Below are 15,643 nucleotides of genomic sequence, written 5' to 3'. Positions count from 1 at the left end.
GACGGTTCAGCCCGCGAGAATAACCGGTGGATGGTGCCGGTGAGCTGAGTGTTTCCTACACCCGATGTTAGCCGAGGTTTGAGCTCGGCGTGCGATACTTCACAGCGAGCGAAAGGCTGAACGGATAGGATAAGTTCTTGAGCTTTAAGTAATCGCCTCTGTTTGGCGGTACCGAAAACGATTGAGGTGAGAATGTCCAAGGATCCGTTGATGACTCTGGTCAGCACTAACTTGGACGATCCGAGTCTGCAGGGTCTAGGGATGTACGTTTCGTTGCGTAGCGTATCTGACGCGGGCCATGCCCATGACTTGGTATGCAATGAGCTCTTCGGAAATTTGAATTCTGAACTCTATGCCAGTTTTGACGCGGATGAGCTTGTTGTCTACAGCGCCCAGCGCCCGCGGGTGTCTTTCCTCGGCGACCACTTCGCCGGCTATCAAGAGCCGCGCATCGAAATCTACCTGATGACCGACGCATTGGACCGGAAGTTCTGGTTCCTCACCGGAGTCGAACCAGATCTGCGTTGGGAACGCACCATCGCCGAGTTGCTCAACTTTATCGACGCGTTCAACGTGCAATTGGTGACCGGCACCGTGTCGCTGCCTATGCCTGTGCCACACACCCGCCCAGTGGGAGTGACAGCACACGGAAACCGCAAGGATCTCACCGAAAATATCTCCACGTGGGCCCCTACTGCCGAAACCCCATCGGGGCTGATGGCGCTCTTGGAGATCCGCCTGAATGACGCGGGCCGCGACGTCGTAGGCTATTCGTTGCACACCCCGCACTACCTGGCCGAATCCGAATATCCGGCGGTTGCCGTGGCTGCCTTGGAGCATGTGGGTGCCGCGCTGAAGCTGGCACTTCCCACGGAGAAGTTGCGCGAAGCGGCCCGGTTGATCGAATCTCAGCTTGCCGAACAGATCGAAGGCAGCAACGAAGTCAAGCAAATGGTGCTCGGTTTTGAAAAGCGCTTTGACGAGCACGCGCAAGACCACGAGCGCCGTTCGCTGCTGTTGGACGAAGACGAAAAAATGCCAAATGCCGAGGAGCTGGGGGCAAGTGTTGAAGACTTCCTGGCCACAATCGAGGACAGCGCCGACTGGTTGAACGCCAACGGAAAGTCCGGGGGAGCGGACTCCGCATCGGGTGACCCTGACCAGTGATTCAATCTCACCTAAACTCGGCGCGATCTTGGTTGGTGGTTTGTGCCGGAATATTTACCTATATGGCGGCCGTGTCCCAACGAACAAGTTTTGGTGTTGCAGGGCTTCAGGCCACCGAAAGATTTGACGCCACCGCTCAAATCCTGGCGTCATTTTCGGTGGTTCAGCTTGTTGTCTACGCTGGCGCTCAGGTTCCGGTAGGACTGCTGCTGGACAAGGTTGGACCGCGCATCATGATCATCACCGGTTCGGTGTTGATGGCTATGGGTCAAGCGTTCTTGGCTATTTCAACGAGCGTTCCAATGGGGCTAGGCGGAAGAATCCTGGTCGGGTCGGGCGACGCGATGGTGTTCGTCTCGGTACTCAAGCTGCTGCCGTTGTGGTTCTCCGGCTCGCGCATTCCCGTACTAACACAACTGGTAGGAACCTTTGGGCAGGCCGGACAACTGGTCAGCCTCTTTCCTTTTCATCTGATCTTGGTGCAGTTTGGATGGACGCCGGCATTTTCAATTATGTCCGGTCTGGCTTTAGCAAGCTTGCTAATCGCGATATCGCTGATTCGCAATGGTCCGGGCTGGGCGCATCTGAGCGAGAGCGCACCGATGCGTACCCGTGATCGATTAACCACCGCGTGGAAGCAACCCGGAACCCGGCTTGGGTTCTGGACACACTTCACCACCTCCTTTATGCTCAATGTCTTCTTGCTGACCTGGGGGTACCCATTCCTAGTTCAAGGTCAGGGGCTCGAGGGTGGTTTCGCATCCGGGTTGATGTCGATTTTCGTGGCGGTTGCGGTCTTATACGGGCCACTGCTCGGAGCATTGACGGCCAGATATCCGCAAAAGCGCTCGAACTTTGCCCTGGGCGTTATTGGAGCCATGGTGTTCATGTGGGCGGTGGTGTTGTTCTGGCCTGGTGCAGCGCCGTTATGGGTGCTGATCATTTTGCTCGTTGCGGTGGCGGCTGGTGGCCCTTCATCGGTTATAGCGTTCGACTTTGCCCGGACCTTCAACCCACCAAACATCATGGGTACCGCCATTGGGCTGGTCAATACCGGTGGGTTCTTCGGCGGGTTCGTCACCATCTACCTGGTCGGCGTCGTGATGGACTGGCTTTATGTGGCCAATGGGTCGGTGGGCGAGCTCTACAATTTGCCGGCCTTCCGCATTGCGTTGTCGGTGCAATTTGTCATGGCGGCGATCGGGGTGACGTTCATGCTGATCGAACGGCGCAAGGCCAGACGGCAGCCGGCCAACATCCTGTAGGTACACTTCTCCACAGCGCGCGCTGAACTGCAGGCCGGAATGGTTGTTGGGACGCATCGTGGGGTTATGACTACTACACCCGAACGGCAGCCCCTCTCGTTGTCTGATTGCGATGACGTACTCGCCTATATTCCTCATGCCCTTGGCTTTCACCCGCAAAAGTCGATGGTGCTCCTACTGATCGTCGGCCAACGCCTCGAAGCGACGCTTCGTGTTGACCTGCCCAGCGAAATTCATGAAGTTGACCGCCAGCCGTGGGTCGCGCAGGTGCTCAGCTTGCTTCGACGACTTCCGCAGGTGCGCAGTGTTGTCGCAGTGGTATACGCACCGGGAGACATCAAAATCGCAGAGGAGATTCCCTATCAGCAAATGATCTGCGAACTCGAAGAAGCCTTTGACCCGCAGGGCATTCAACTGCGACAAGCCTGGTGCCTTTGCCGCGAAAAAGTCTGGGACTACGACGACGGCGACGTCGGTGTAGCTTTCCCGCGGCCAGACATCGCGCTGGGAGAAACCAACCTGTCGCTGGTCCTTGCCGGTTCTGCTCCGTTGGACCACCCTTGGGACGGAACCGGAATAGCAACGTGGGCTAACGCGGCAGAAGTCCAAGAGCTCACCGGCGCATTTGGCGATGACCTGGTGGACAGCCTCGACGATTGGGCAGAAGTATTGAACCTGAGCGATGAAGAAGCACTAGAACGCATTCATTCGAGTTCGCTGAGCAGCGCACGCATGCTGGCCGGCCTGAGAATTCGTCTCGTGCGTGATCTACTACCTTTTCTTGCTGGTGTCGGTGCGGCGCAAACCATAGAAATGTCCAAACAATTGTGCGTTGGCAATGAGGGCGAGCAGGTTAAACCCTTGGCAGATTTTCTCTTGGGACGAGGGTGGCAGAGCCCGGACTGGAAACGATTGGAACGGCTATGGTTGGTTTCTCGCGATCTGCTCGGTGTTGCGATTGACGGTGAACGTCACGCCTTGATGTGTATCCTGGCTTGGATCGAATGGGCTCGCGGGCGAGGCACCATGGCCATCGCTTTGCTCGATCGAGTCCTAAGCGAGCAGGGAGACTACCGGCTAGCCCAGCTCCTTCGAGAGCTGATGAATCGCGGATCGATGCCCGAATGGGCGACGGACGAACTACGTGCCTGGCGTGCCCAGCTGGGTTAGCGGACGCGCGGGTGACCGGGTCAAGTGGTGTCTGTGGGCGAATTAGTGGATAATGAAAAAACAGACCCGGTTAGGTTCGAGTTGTCTAGGTTCCAGAAACGTAGTTTTTGGGAACATTAGACGTGGTTGGTGCGTTGTTATCAATGTACCCGCCGTCGCGTTGAGTCACTGATACAGCGCATTCGGACTTGACAGGGTCATAGTGGTGTTACCGGCAGGTGCATCCGGAACGCATCGTTAGAAAGGTTATTCGTGTCATCTTCTGAGACGAACGCTAATCGTAAGGTTACTGAGGCTGAGGCCGCAGAGGCCGAGGAAACGGCAGAAACTCCTGTCGCGAAAAAGCGCGCTACCCGTGCGAAGGCTAAGCCTCGCGCAAAGAAGACTGCAACTTCCGAGGAGTCGGACGTCGAGCAGGGTTCTGAAGAGTCCGAAGACGATGCTGAGTCGGGTGCCACTGACGCAGCTGGCGCCAAGGACGGCTCGGCAAAGCCGGAAGAGGAATCCAAGGGATTCACCTTGTCTTCCGCCGATGATGATGCTCCGCAGCAGCAGGTCATGGTTGCAGGTGCAACCGCCGACCCGGTCAAGGACTACCTGAAGCAGATCGGTAAGGTCGCGCTGCTGAACGCAGAGCAGGAAGTCGACTTGGCTCTGCGTATCGAAGCAGGGCTTTTCGCTACCGATAAGCTTTCCAAAGATGACGGCTCAATCGATCAGCGCTTGCGCTGGGACTACGAGCAGATCATCCACGACGGCAAGATCGCAAAGAATCACCTACTTGAGGCGAACCTTCGTCTCGTTGTTTCGCTGGCAAAGCGCTACACCGGGCGTGGGATGCTCTTCTTGGACTTGATTCAGGAAGGTAACCTGGGTCTGATCCGTGCGGTCGAGAAGTTCGACTACACCAAGGGATTCAAGTTCTCCACCTACGCGACCTGGTGGATCCGCCAGGCCATTACCCGCGCCATGGCCGACCAGGCACGTACCATTCGTATCCCGGTCCACATGGTTGAAGTCATCAATAAGCTGGCGCGTGTACAGCGACAGATGCTTCAGGATCTGGGCCGCGAACCGACTCCAGAAGAGTTGGCCAAGGAACTGGACATGACCCCTGAAAAGGTTGTTGAAGTTCAGAAATACGGTCGCGAACCAATCTCGCTACACACCCCGCTGGGTGAAGATGGCGACTCTGAATTCGGTGACTTGATCGAAGACTCCGAAGCGGTCGTTCCGGCCGATGCGGTTTCCTTCACCTTGTTGCAGGAACAGCTGCACTCGGTTCTGGACACCCTGTCCGAACGTGAAGCAGGCGTTGTAGCTATGCGCTTTGGCCTGACCGACGGTCAGCCGAAGACCTTAGACGAAATCGGCAAGGTTTACGGTGTCACCCGTGAGCGTATTCGTCAGATCGAGTCGAAGACCATGTCGAAGCTGCGCCACCCATCGCGTTCACAGGTTCTGCGTGACTACCTAGACTAAATTTTGACGTCATGCGGTCGCAATATCCCAATGGAGGATACTGCGACCGCATTTCTTTTTAAGCTGTAGCGCGGGGAGGAAGCGCTTAAAACAAGAAGGGCGATCCAGCATCGGCTGGATCACCCTTCTGTTGAATAGGACCTAGGTCCTAGTTGTTTAGTCGTTGATGTCGACCTTTGGCTTTTCGTAAAGTCGTGCCGACTCGTCCTGCCAGACCGAAGTGATTGGGCGCAGCTTGGGTTCCACGGAGCGTGCGTGGTGGGCACAGAAGAGTAATTCTCCGCTGTTCGAAGCCAGCACAGCCCGTACATAAGCCTGTGCGCCGCATCGGTCGCACCGGTCGAGGGCATTTAGTTCACGACTAGTGGTAGTAGTAGTCATTGCCAGCCTCCTTAAATCGATGTTCAATCTATACAACCAGCTTTGGCCTTGACTTTATCCCCAAATCGAGGTGCTTTCGCTCACCGCGTAGCGTTTGTGGAGAACTTTCGATGACGACTCGGGAGAATTACCGTCCGGGCGATAGCACCAAGTTCGAACACATAAACGAGTAGAATGATATCTAGTTCATTCTTTTCCCGCGTCAGTAGGAGATTGCAGCCCCGTGGCCTCAGCCGATAATTACAATGCACGTCATCTCTCCGTTCTTGAGGGGCTCGAAGCGGTACGCAAGCGACCTGGCATGTACATCGGGTCAACCGATTCTCGTGGCTTGATGCACTGCCTGTGGGAGATCATTGATAACTCCGTCGACGAGGCGCTAGGCGGTTTCGGGCAATCCATCAATGTCATCTTGCATGCCGATGGTTCGGTCGAGGTGCATGATGATGGGCGTGGCATTCCCGTTGACATCGAGCCGAAGACCGGTCTGAGCGGCATGGAAGTCGTCTTCACCAAACTACATGCCGGCGGTAAATTCGGCGGCGGCTCCTATGGGGCTTCCGGCGGCTTGCACGGGGTAGGCGCTTCGGTGGTCAACGCTCTTTCTGCTCGACTAGACGTCGAAGTTGATCGCGGCGGCAAAACCTATTCGATGCAGTTCCGCCGTGGTGAGCCAGGCAAATTCGCTGATCGTGGCCGGCCCAAAGCCGATGCCCCCTTCGCCGCTCATGAAAAAGCAACCGTTCCGGAAATCATCGGCAAAGCAAAGCGCGGGGTGACCGGTACCCGTATCCGTTACTGGGCAGATGACCATATCTTCACGTCGGACGCAAAATTCTCATATGAAGAACTCCAGAATCGCGCCCGCCAGACCTCTTTCCTAGTTCCTGGACTGCGGATCACCTTGCGCGACGAACGTGCGCTGGCCGGAACCGCGGGAGCCGAAGGACCCTATGAGGAGGTCTTCCAGCACGACGGCGGCATTAGCGAGTTCGTCGAGTACCTGAGCAGCGATTCGTCGGTCACCGACGTGTGGCGCGTCCATGGCAGTGGTTCATTCCACGAGAAGGTTCCGGTAATCGACGAGAACGGGCGGAGCCATATCGAAGACGTTCAGCGCGTGTGCGAGGTCGACGTCGCGTTGCGTTGGGGGATTGGATATGACACCACCATCCAAAGCTTCGTGAATATCATTGCCACGCCTAAGGGCGGAACGCATATTTCCGGCTTCGAGCAGGCACTGCTGAAGTCTTTCCGCAAGAATGTCGACGCCAATGCTCGCAAACTCAAATTTGGTCAAAAAGACAAAATTGAGAAAGACGATCTGATGGCCGGGCTGACCGCAGTGCTCACGGTGCGCCTTGCCGAGCCCCAATTCGAAGGACAGACCAAGGAAATTCTTGGTACTTCGCAGGTCCGGCAGATTGTCACGAAGGTTGTCGAAAAGGCGCTGAACGAGCGCCTGGCATCCACCAAGCGCAATGAAAAGGCCGAAGCGTCGACGCTTCTTGAAAAAGTCGTCAATGAAATGAAGTCCAGGGTTTCGGCTCGGATGCATAAGGAAACTCAGCGTCGCAAAACCGCGCTCGAGTCTTCCTCGCTTCCAACCAAGCTGCTTGATTGCCGGAGCAAAGAAGTCGGGCGTTCTGAACTCTTCATCGTCGAGGGTGACAGCGCATTGGGTACTGCGCGTGTGGCGCGTTCCAGCGAGTTCCAGGCGCTACTGCCAATTCGAGGCAAGATCCTCAACGTGCAGAAGGCCTCCATTTCGGACATGCTCTCGAACGTGGAATGTGCTGCCATGATTCAGGTGATTGGCGCCGGATCGGGGCGAAGCTTCGATATCGAGCAGGCCAGATACGGCAAGATCATCTTGATGACGGATGCCGACGTTGATGGGGCGCATATTCGAACGCTGCTGTTGACGCTGTTCTATCGGTACATGCGGCCCATGATCGAGCACGGCCGCGTCTATGCAGCAGTTCCGCCATTGCATCGTATTGAGGTGATCAACCCGGGGTCGAAGGCGAACGAGGTAATTTACACTTATTCCGAGGCCGAGATGTCTGCCCTGCTGGCCAAGATTGAAGCCGAAGGTAAACGCTATAAGGAACCGATCCAACGGTACAAGGGACTTGGCGAGATGGACGCTGACCAGTTGGCCGAGACGACCATGGATCCGCAGCATCGGATGCTTCGGCGCGTGGGCATTGAACACGCTCAGGCGGCCGAGGAAGTCTTCGACTTGCTGATGGGCTCGGACGTCGCTCCGCGCAAGAACTTCATCATTGCCGGCGCCGAGAACCTTGAACGGGACCGCATCGACATGTAGTCGGCCTTGATATTTATGCACGAGATGGCCCTCCCGGGATACCTGCCTAATCGCAAGCCCGGGAGGGCTTTGTCGTAGCTTGAGCGCTGTCATGCGCCCGCCTGCGTTGGCTAGTTACCAGGACAGCAAACGCGGGGCGATGAGCAAGACCGTGGGGCATACCAAGAGCAGCACCGTGCAGGAAAGAACCACAAAATTCTGCAATCGATTCAGCGGCGCTACCGGTGACAACAGGCGTTGCAGCCGCCGCGAGGAAACTTCACCTCCGGGCATCCCTACGACTTCGCCGGTGGCGGCGCTTGAGGCATTCTTGGGTGCCCCAACCGAGGCAATAGAGGAAGCCACGCTCACTATGGCGCGAAGCAGAACCGGTCGGTCCACTACCTCGAGTGCTTTGTCATCGGCGAGCATCTCGATTAGTTGCCGCACCGCATCCAGTGCCAAACGCGAGGTAGGCAGCCAGGGTAATGCTTCGTTCCAGGCGGTAAAGGCAAGAATCAGCAGATCGTGTCGCTGGTCGAGATGTGAATTCTCGTGCGAGATGACGGCGCGTTGTTCCTCGGCCGAGAGCTGGGTCAGCAGGCCCTTTGACAGCACCGTGACCGATCCGTTGAAGCCCGGAACGCAATAGGCCACCGGAAGGTCATGATCGAGCACGAGCGTATTGGGCCGGGTCTGCGAGGGGTTGCTCAACAATCGCAAGAGCTGGCGGTGCCGGGCTCTTTGCAGGGTGGTGCGCCACGAAGCTCTCACCAGGGTGAGCACCAGATGAAAAGCGAAGAGCAACGCCGTACTGAGCGCAAATAGGTGAACGACGCCGGGGTACTGAACGCTGGTATCGCCGGTGACCAGAAGCCAACCTGCATGCAGCGCGGAGATGAGGTCGTTGCCGAGCGGGGTCAGCCCCCAGACAAGCATTGAGCCAATCATGGACAGGCCACCGCCCAGAGCGATCGCTTGCCAGAGCAATACCGCCGCCACCGGGGCACGCGCGGTCCATTTTGCTTTAGACAATGCCAACGGCGTCGGCCACGCCAAGACGATAGCCAACGCCGCTAGGAAATATGAGGTGAGAAGCACTCAGTCCCCGAAGTTCATGTTACTCAGACAGTCTTTACAGAATCCAAGATAGCACGCAGGGAGACTGCTTCATCAGCCGAGATTCCTCCGATAAATCGGGCGAGGACGGCTTCGCGATCTTGAGCGGTGCCCAAAGCGTCGTTTAGCAGTCCAACAGTATGGTCCTCTCGAGACGAGGACGCGGTGTAACGATGTGGACGAGTGGAGCGTTCCCGCGCCACAAGTCCCTTCTTCTCCAGTCGTGCCAACACGGTTAGTACCGTGGTAACTGCGAGTTCTTTTGCATCAGTACCGAGTGCCGCTAGGGCATCACGAAGATCGTTAGCGGTAAGCGGTTCTGCAGAATCCCACAGCAGGTCCATGACGGAGCGTTCCAGATCGCCAAGGCTGGCCACCAGGTCTTACCTCACTTGCTTTAGTGCTGATGCAGTGCTGCCAACCTCCATAGTGGGGGAAAGCATTCTGCTTGGAAACTTCATTATATAGGCGTTTCTCCGATATTTCTACGTGGCGTAAAAATATCGAGTGATGACTGGGTTTGCGGATAACCACCTTGGGCCGGTCAAGTGGTGGCGCTGCTTCGAGTTGACTTGGGGTTTTTTGTTTCAGAAAGTTCAATCTGTGTCAATGCTAGGAATCTTGGTTTTTGCATCCCCGGGAAACTGTTGCGCTTCCGACGGGCCGCGAGTTCTACGGGCTGTCGAAATTGGTCTATTCTGGCAATACGGTCATTTTCTACGACATGTAGAAAATGAAGTATCGACTTCTCGTGACAGTTGAGGAATCCATGGATGTATTAGAGATTGCCCGGTGGCAATTCGGTATTACCACCGTGTACCACTTCCTGATGGTGCCGCTTACCATTGGCCTCGGGCTGACCGTTGCCGTGATGCAGACGGTTTGGCACCGAACCGGCAACGAACACTGGTTGCGCATGACGAAGTTCTGGGGCAAGCTCTTCCTCATTAACTTCATCATGGGGGTAGCTACGGGCATCGTCCAGGAGTTCCAATTTGGAATGGCGTGGAGCGAATACAGCCGATACGTGGGCGATGTCTTCGGCGCACCCCTGGCCATGGAGGCCTTGCTCGCCTTCTTCGTCGAGTCGACCTTCCTCGGATTGTGGATCTTTGGATGGAAGAAACTACCTCCGCGGATCCACCTAGCCACAATCTGGTGCGCCTCACTGGCGGCGATCCTTTCGGCCTACTTCATTCTGGTTGCCAACTCCTGGATGCAGCATCCGGTAGGCACAGAGCTCATCGACGGGCGCGCGGTGATGACCGATGCCTGGGCGGTATTCACCAACAACACCGCACTGGTGACCTTCCCGCACACAATTTTTGGTGCATTCGCGGTCGCCGGGGGCTTCCTGCTGGGAATCTCCTGGTTCCACCTCTACCGCCGCCGCAAGGAAGGCATCGACAGCGTTGATGCCAATGGACGAGTCGTCGTCGGTGAGGACCCGGCTAAGGGCCGGGTGCGAGATCGAAAGGATCACAAAGTCTGGATCACTTCATTGCGCATCGGCGCAGTGATCGCCGTGGTCTCCTTCGCCGGGGTCGCGCTGTCCGGCCATGAACAAGCAAAGCTCATGTTCGAGCAGCAGCCCATGAAGATGGCAGCCGCCGAAGCAGCATGCCATGACGGAACCGGCTTTTCGGTGCTCACCCTCGGTAACGTGAGCACCGAAGGGGCGACCACTTGTGACGACGTCGTTGCGGTCTTCGAACTGCCGGGGCTTTTGTCCTACCTCGCCAACGGCGATTTTGAGACTCCCGTCAAGGGCGTGAACACGCTGATACCCGAATATCAGGAAAAGTACGGAAGCCACTACCCAGATGACCCGGCCTTCGGGCAGTACGCAGGCGAAGAGATCAGCTACCTTCCGGTGATGGAAGTAACGTACTGGGGATTCCGGCTGATGATTACCCTCGGCGGGCTTTCGGCGGTCGCTGCAGCCCTAGCGCTGTGGCTCACCCGCAAGGGGACGGTGCCCTACAGCAAATGGCTTTCACGGCTAGCTCTGCTCAGCATTGCAGCGCCCTTCGGCGCGAACTCGGCAGGCTGGATCTTCACCGAAATGGGCAGACAGCCATTCACCGTGGCGCCGAACCCTCAGATGGGCGGAGTGGACCAAGTGTTCATGTACACCGCCGCCTCGGTTTCTCCCACCGTGAGCGCCGGAGAAATGCTCTTCTCATTGATCACGCTGACCTTGGTTTATGGGGTGTTGCTGGTGGTGGAACTGGTGCTGCTCACCCGATACATCCGGGGAGGCACCGGATCGGCCATGCCCGAACTGCTGGATAACGAGCAGCCTTCGGACAAGGACCCTAGCGACGACGAGGGCGACGTACTCGCCTTCGCATATTAGACAGGCGATAGCAATGGATTGGCTTCCTACTCTCTGGTTTATCCTCATCGCCGTGCTCTGGACCGGCTATCTGTTTCTGGAAGGTTTCGACCTTGGCATCGGAATGCAGATCGGTCTGGGCCGCGGCGGCGAAAAGCACAAGCGCGTGCTGCTCAACACCATCGGCCCGGTCTGGGACGGAAACGAGGTCTGGCTGCTGACCGCCGCTGGGGCAACCTTCGCGGCCTTCCCTTACTGGTATGCGTCACTGTTTTCCGCGCTGTACCTCCCGCTGACGCTCGTGCTGGTGGCACTGATCTTCCGTGCGGTAGCCATCGAGTACCGCGGAAAAGCCGAAAGCAGGAGAACTCGCGGACTGTGGGATCTAGCCCTGGGCTGGGGTTCCCTTGTTGCGGCTTTCGGGGTCGGTGCAATGCTCGCCCTGACCACCCTCGGCCTGCCGCTGAACGAAAATGGCGACCGGGTCGGCGGGCCCTTCGCCTGGCTTACCTGGTCGGCAATACTCGGCGGTGTAGCGGTGGTGGCCTTTAGCTGGATCCACTCGATTGCCTTCCTGCGGCTGAAGACCGACGGGCCAATCCGTGCACGTTCGGGCAGGCTCTTTGTCCGTTGGCTCCCGCTGTGCATCGCCCCATTGCTGCTGTGGTCGCTGGTCGTCCTGCTCGGGCAGCGCTCGGCAATTGCCTGGGGACTCCTTGGGCTGGCCCTGATCGCGGTGTGCGGCGCATGGATGAGCGCACGGTCGGGACATGAAGCTCGCTCCTTCATAGCCCTGGGCATCACGCTCTTGGCCGCGGTGGCGGCGATCTTCGTCGCAGCCTTCCCGGTGGTGCTTCCCTCGACCCTTGACGCAGCCTTTGATTTGACCATCGACAACGCGTCGAGCTCGCCCTACACCCTGAAGCTGATGAGCATCGTGGCCGCCTTCGGCGTGCCCCTGGTGCTCGCGTACCAGTCCTGGAGCTACTGGGTATTTCGCAAACGCATCAGCGAAAAGCATATCCCGGAGGATCACCTGGTGACCTCGGTCGTGAAGTAGTTTAGCCAGTTCGAAAGGAACCGCTCATGCCTGCGCCCCGCTTTTTGCCTCGTGACCTGCTGCCCCGCCGACAGGTTGCCCTGTTGGCGGCCTTCTCGGTGCTCAAAACCAGCGGGCTAATCCTCGTGGCCTACACGTTGGCCACGTGGATCGCCCAGATGTCCGTCGGGCAGCCGCACCAGCAGCTGCTGCTCTGGTTGGCGCTGGGCGGGGCGGCATTGCGCACAGCGGGAGTCTGGGGACTCAACGCCGGCTCCCGGCGCATGGGGGCCGGAGCGAAAGAGCGGATGCGCGCAAACCTGATCGAATCCGCCGCTTCGCGCCCGGGGATCGTTGCAGATCAGCAAAATGACCTGTCGCTGGCGGAGACCTCGACGTTGGCAAGCCATGGCATCGAAAAGCTCGATGACTACTTCACCAAATTCATTCCCGCGCTGATCGGCGCCACGGTTGTGCCGCTGCTTCTGGGGATCTACATCTTGCGGATCGATTGGCTCAGCGCCCTGGTGCTGCTGCTGACGATTCCGCTGATCCCGGTATTCATGGCGCTCATCGGGATGCACACCCAAGACACCATCGAGCAGTCGCAAGCCAAGCTCGACGCCCTAGCCAACCAACTCTACGAACTCGCCCAGGGGCTGCCGGCGCTGCTCGGACTGGGGCGTGCCCGGCACCAAGGGCACGCCATCGCAAAGGTGAGCGAACGCTACCGGACCGCGACCATGCAGAACCTGCGGACCGTTTTCATGTCCAGTTTCTGGCTGGAACTGATCTCAACGCTCTCGGTTGCGGTGCTCGCCGTACTCATCGGTGTTCGACTCGTTGGCGGAAACATGGATCTGGGCACCGGGCTGACCATCTTGATTCTCGCGCCCGAACTGTTCATCGCCTTGCGTGAGGTCGGTTCGGCCTACCACGCGGCCGATGACGGGCTCGCCGCCTACGAACGCTACAGCAAACAAATACAAGGCACTCCCGCCAGCCCGCTGCGCGCCCCAACCGGCCCGAGGCACAAGGCCAATGTGCTCGAAGTGCGAAAGCTGGCGCTTAGATACCGGGGGCAGGAACCGATCTATAGCGATTTTAATATGGACCTGCGCGCCGGAGACCGCCAGGTGCTGAGCACCGCCAGCGGTAGCGGAAAAACCAGTCTGCTCAAGCTCATCGCCGAGGCGCAAACCAGCAGCAATGAGTTCGCCGCCGAGCTGGTGAGCGGCGAGATCTTTGTGGCCGGTGAATTGGCATGCATCAGCCAGCACCCGCAGTTCAACGCCCAGACGGGAACCGAGCAAATCGCACAAGACGCGCCAGGCGCGCCCAAGGAGCTGGCCGAAAGGCTAGCTGCCGAACTGAACCTAAGCGCCATGCTGCCACGTGCCATAGCGGAGTACTCGCCAGGGGAACTACGCAGGCTCGAGGTGCTGCGCGCGCTATCGCGGCTGCACTCGGTGCCCAGCTGCCGGCTGCTGCTGGCCGATGAGCCCACGGCCCATCTAGACGAACAGAACGCGGACACGGTCCGCCGGCTGCTGGCCGAACTACCTGAAGATTGCGCCATGCTGGCGGCCAGCCACGACCCGCTCATCACCGAAACCGGTCCCGCGCTGAGCGCCCGCCAGCCAGCGCCCAATCACCTGCACGCGGTATCCCCGGTGCCGATGCGCGGCGGGGCCGCGCCCCAGGGGAAACCAGAGGACAAGCCCCGGTGGAACCCACGCAGGGAAGTCATGAGCAACTATCCGGCAGCCCGCAAGGCGCTGTGCTACGGGGTGCTCTCCATCCTGTGCGCCGTTGCGCTCGCCGGGCTCAGCGGTTGGCTCATCGTCGAAGCCAGCTACCAGCCGGCGATCCTGCACCTCACCGTCGCCTTTGTCATGGTGCGCACCTTGGGCATCGGGCGCGCGGTATTCAGGTATCTGGAACAGCTCGCCATCCACGACGCGGTGCTCGGCTATGCCGGGGCCCTGCGTGAAAAGCTGTGGAACGCCATGGTCGCCAACCCGGCACGCTGGGGCATGATGAGCCGCTCCTCGGTGGTGCTGCGGTATTTGCTCGCCGAAGTCGACGAATTACGCGACTCCCTCGCCCGAGTGCTCTTCCCACCCTTGCAAGCACTGATCGTGTGGGCCCTGGCCACTGCGGCGCTTTTCCAGATCCAGCCAGAATTCGGCTACGCGGCGCTTGGCGCCGGGCTCTTCCTGGCCTTCCCGGCGCGCTGGCTGGTGAAGCAAGTCGAAGGGCGGCATCTGGCCCTGGCGCTGAGCCATCGCTTGCAGCTGAACCAATTGGTGCTATCGATTCTGCGCACTAAGGAAGCACTGCGCGCCTACGGCAGCCTCGGCCCGGTGCTCCAGAAGCTAGCCCGGTCCGAAAGCCGGAATACCGCCCGGGCTCGCCGCCATGCCTATGGCCAAGGCACCGCTCCGGCGCTGGCCGCGTTGACCACGGTGCTGCTTGCCACGGCGTTGGTGTCCCTCTCGCAAAGCAGCGCATCGTTCACGGCCCTCGCCGTGCTGCTGGCCTTGTCCCTGGCAGAACCGGCAGCTAGCGCGCTGGGCGCGATCCAGCAGGGGCGAGCCTTGCACGAGCTGACCGATCAGCTCGCCGGCCGCGGGGTAGGGGAGCAACGCACTGCGGGACCAGGCGCAACCGCACCGAAACCTGGCTACACGGTCCACGGCTACCGGCTGGCCGGGCTGGAACTGGGCTACGTGCCCGGAACCCCGGTGATCAGCAACCTGGACGCGCAGATTCGCCCCGGAGAGTGGACCGCGCTGACCGGAGCCTCAGGCTCGGGCAAATCCACGCTGCTCACCGCCTTGCTCGGCGCCCTGCCCGCGAGCGGGGGACGCCTGGAAAGCATCGATGAGCACGGCAACTACCGTGCCCTGGAGCAAGGGGCGATGGACTCGGTGGCATGGTGCCCGCAAGAGGCGCACCTATTCGATTCCACTCTTCGACGGAACCTGAACCTGGCAGCCAACAGCGCGGCGCCGGCGTCCGACGAAGCGCTCATCGGGATCCTGCACCGGGTGGGGCTCGCCGGCTGGTACGCGGCACAACCTGCCGGGCTCGATACACGGATCGGCAGCGGCGGGCACCGGCTCTCCGGCGGGCAACGCTGCAAACTTGCGGTCGCCCGAGCCCTGGTCGGCGGGCAGCAGGTGATCCTGCTCGATGAACCGACCGCACACCTAGGCGTTGATGAAAGCGCCGAACTAATCCGCACGCTGCGTGCTGCGCTCGCCGGACGGACCGTCGTGCTGATCACCCACGAGACGAAGCTGGCCGAAATGTGTGAGGGTTCGATCTGCTTAGAGCGAACCCTCACACCCACCAGCTAGAAGCAG

General features: G+C 59.1%; 11 protein-coding genes. 8 read left to right on the top strand and 3 right to left on the bottom strand.

Annotation, left to right across the window (positions count from 1 at the left end):
* Nucleotides 1-210: 210 nt before the first annotated feature.
* From ACT3UQ_RS10040 to ACT3UQ_RS10025, 4 genes are all read left to right on the top strand, one after another.
* Complete coding sequence (locus ACT3UQ_RS10040; RefSeq protein ID WP_444637065.1) at nucleotides 211-1,167, top strand: proteasome assembly chaperone family protein; 957 nt, start codon at nucleotides 211-213, stop codon at nucleotides 1,165-1,167.
* Complete coding sequence (locus tag ACT3UQ_RS10035) at nucleotides 1,164-2,432, top strand: MFS transporter (protein ID WP_105552405.1); 1,269 nt, start codon at nucleotides 1,164-1,166, stop codon at nucleotides 2,430-2,432. Before ACT3UQ_RS10040 ends, ACT3UQ_RS10035 begins: the two co-directional genes overlap by 4 nt.
* A 66-nt stretch (nucleotides 2,433-2,498) precedes the next feature.
* Complete coding sequence (locus ACT3UQ_RS10030) at nucleotides 2,499-3,602, top strand: DUF4192 family protein (protein WP_181148230.1); 1,104 nt, start codon at nucleotides 2,499-2,501, stop codon at nucleotides 3,600-3,602.
* 252 nt (nucleotides 3,603-3,854) lie between these two features.
* Nucleotides 3,855-5,084 (top strand): RNA polymerase sigma factor, encoded by a 1,230-nt coding sequence (locus tag ACT3UQ_RS10025; RefSeq protein ID WP_105552403.1) that lies wholly within the window; start codon nucleotides 3,855-3,857, stop codon nucleotides 5,082-5,084.
* A gap of 156 nt (nucleotides 5,085-5,240) precedes the next feature.
* On the opposite strand, the gene ACT3UQ_RS10020 is transcribed toward ACT3UQ_RS10025, so the two are convergent.
* Nucleotides 5,241-5,465, bottom strand: a complete 225-nt coding sequence (locus tag ACT3UQ_RS10020; protein ID WP_096286423.1) for a DUF7455 domain-containing protein — start codon at nucleotides 5,463-5,465, stop codon at nucleotides 5,241-5,243.
* Between the two features lie 223 nt (nucleotides 5,466-5,688).
* On the opposite strand from ACT3UQ_RS10020, the gene ACT3UQ_RS10015 reads away from it, so the two are divergent.
* The gene (locus tag ACT3UQ_RS10015; RefSeq protein WP_444637064.1) at nucleotides 5,689-7,797 is read left to right on the top strand and encodes a DNA gyrase/topoisomerase IV subunit B; all 2,109 of its coding nucleotides are present in this window, start codon (nucleotides 5,689-5,691) and stop codon (nucleotides 7,795-7,797) included.
* 114 nt (nucleotides 7,798-7,911) lie between these two features.
* Here the strand turns inward: ACT3UQ_RS10015 and ACT3UQ_RS10010 are convergent, their stop codons facing one another.
* Nucleotides 7,912-8,877: a M56 family metallopeptidase gene (locus ACT3UQ_RS10010; RefSeq protein WP_105649560.1), complete on the bottom strand. Its 966-nt coding sequence runs from the start codon at nucleotides 8,875-8,877 to the stop codon at nucleotides 7,912-7,914.
* Nucleotides 8,878-8,900: 23 nt separating this feature from the next.
* A complete protein-coding gene (locus ACT3UQ_RS10005) occupies nucleotides 8,901-9,272 on the bottom strand; it encodes a BlaI/MecI/CopY family transcriptional regulator (protein WP_096286417.1) in 372 nt (123 codons plus the stop codon).
* A gap of 392 nt (nucleotides 9,273-9,664) precedes the next feature.
* Between ACT3UQ_RS10005 and ACT3UQ_RS10000 the strand changes: the two genes are divergently transcribed.
* From ACT3UQ_RS10000 to cydC, 3 genes are read left to right on the top strand one after another with little or no spacing between them, the layout of a single operon-like run.
* On the top strand, nucleotides 9,665-11,254 hold the full coding sequence (locus ACT3UQ_RS10000) for a cytochrome ubiquinol oxidase subunit I (RefSeq protein ID WP_105552400.1): 1,590 nt from the start codon (nucleotides 9,665-9,667) through the stop codon (nucleotides 11,252-11,254).
* A gap of 13 nt (nucleotides 11,255-11,267) precedes the next feature.
* On the top strand, nucleotides 11,268-12,293 hold the full coding sequence (gene cydB / locus ACT3UQ_RS09995) for a cytochrome d ubiquinol oxidase subunit II (protein ID WP_105552399.1): 1,026 nt from the start codon (nucleotides 11,268-11,270) through the stop codon (nucleotides 12,291-12,293).
* A 26-nt stretch (nucleotides 12,294-12,319) separates the two neighbouring features.
* Nucleotides 12,320-15,637 (top strand): thiol reductant ABC exporter subunit CydC, encoded by a 3,318-nt coding sequence (gene cydC / locus ACT3UQ_RS09990; RefSeq protein WP_444637063.1) that lies wholly within the window; start codon nucleotides 12,320-12,322, stop codon nucleotides 15,635-15,637.
* Nucleotides 15,638-15,643: the final 6 nt, after the last annotated feature.

This window comes from Glutamicibacter sp. AOP12-B1-11 (assembly GCF_052379245.1).
Taxonomy (GTDB): domain Bacteria; phylum Actinomycetota; class Actinomycetes; order Actinomycetales; family Micrococcaceae; genus Glutamicibacter.
The sequence above is the reverse complement of the archived record's forward strand: the minus strand, read 5'-3'. Positions and strand labels throughout refer to the sequence as shown.

Bases quoted from the DNA above. Each gene is read 5' to 3' on its own strand.
- ACT3UQ_RS10030 (WP_181148230.1), top strand. From the start codon at position 2,499: ATGACTACTACACCCGAACGGCAGCCCCTCTCGTTGTCTGATTGCGAT.
- ACT3UQ_RS10000 (WP_105552400.1), top strand. From the start codon at position 9,665: ATGGATGTATTAGAGATTGCCCGGTGGCAATTCGGTATTACCACCGTG.
- cydC (WP_444637063.1), top strand. From the start codon at position 12,320: ATGCCTGCGCCCCGCTTTTTGCCTCGTGACCTGCTGCCCCGCCGACAG.
- ACT3UQ_RS10040 (WP_444637065.1), top strand. From the start codon at position 211: ATGACTCTGGTCAGCACTAACTTGGACGATCCGAGTCTGCAGGGTCTA.
- ACT3UQ_RS10020 (WP_096286423.1), bottom strand. From the start codon at position 5,465: ATGACTACTACTACCACTAGTCGTGAACTAAATGCCCTCGACCGGTGC.
- cydB (WP_105552399.1), top strand. From the start codon at position 11,268: ATGGATTGGCTTCCTACTCTCTGGTTTATCCTCATCGCCGTGCTCTGG.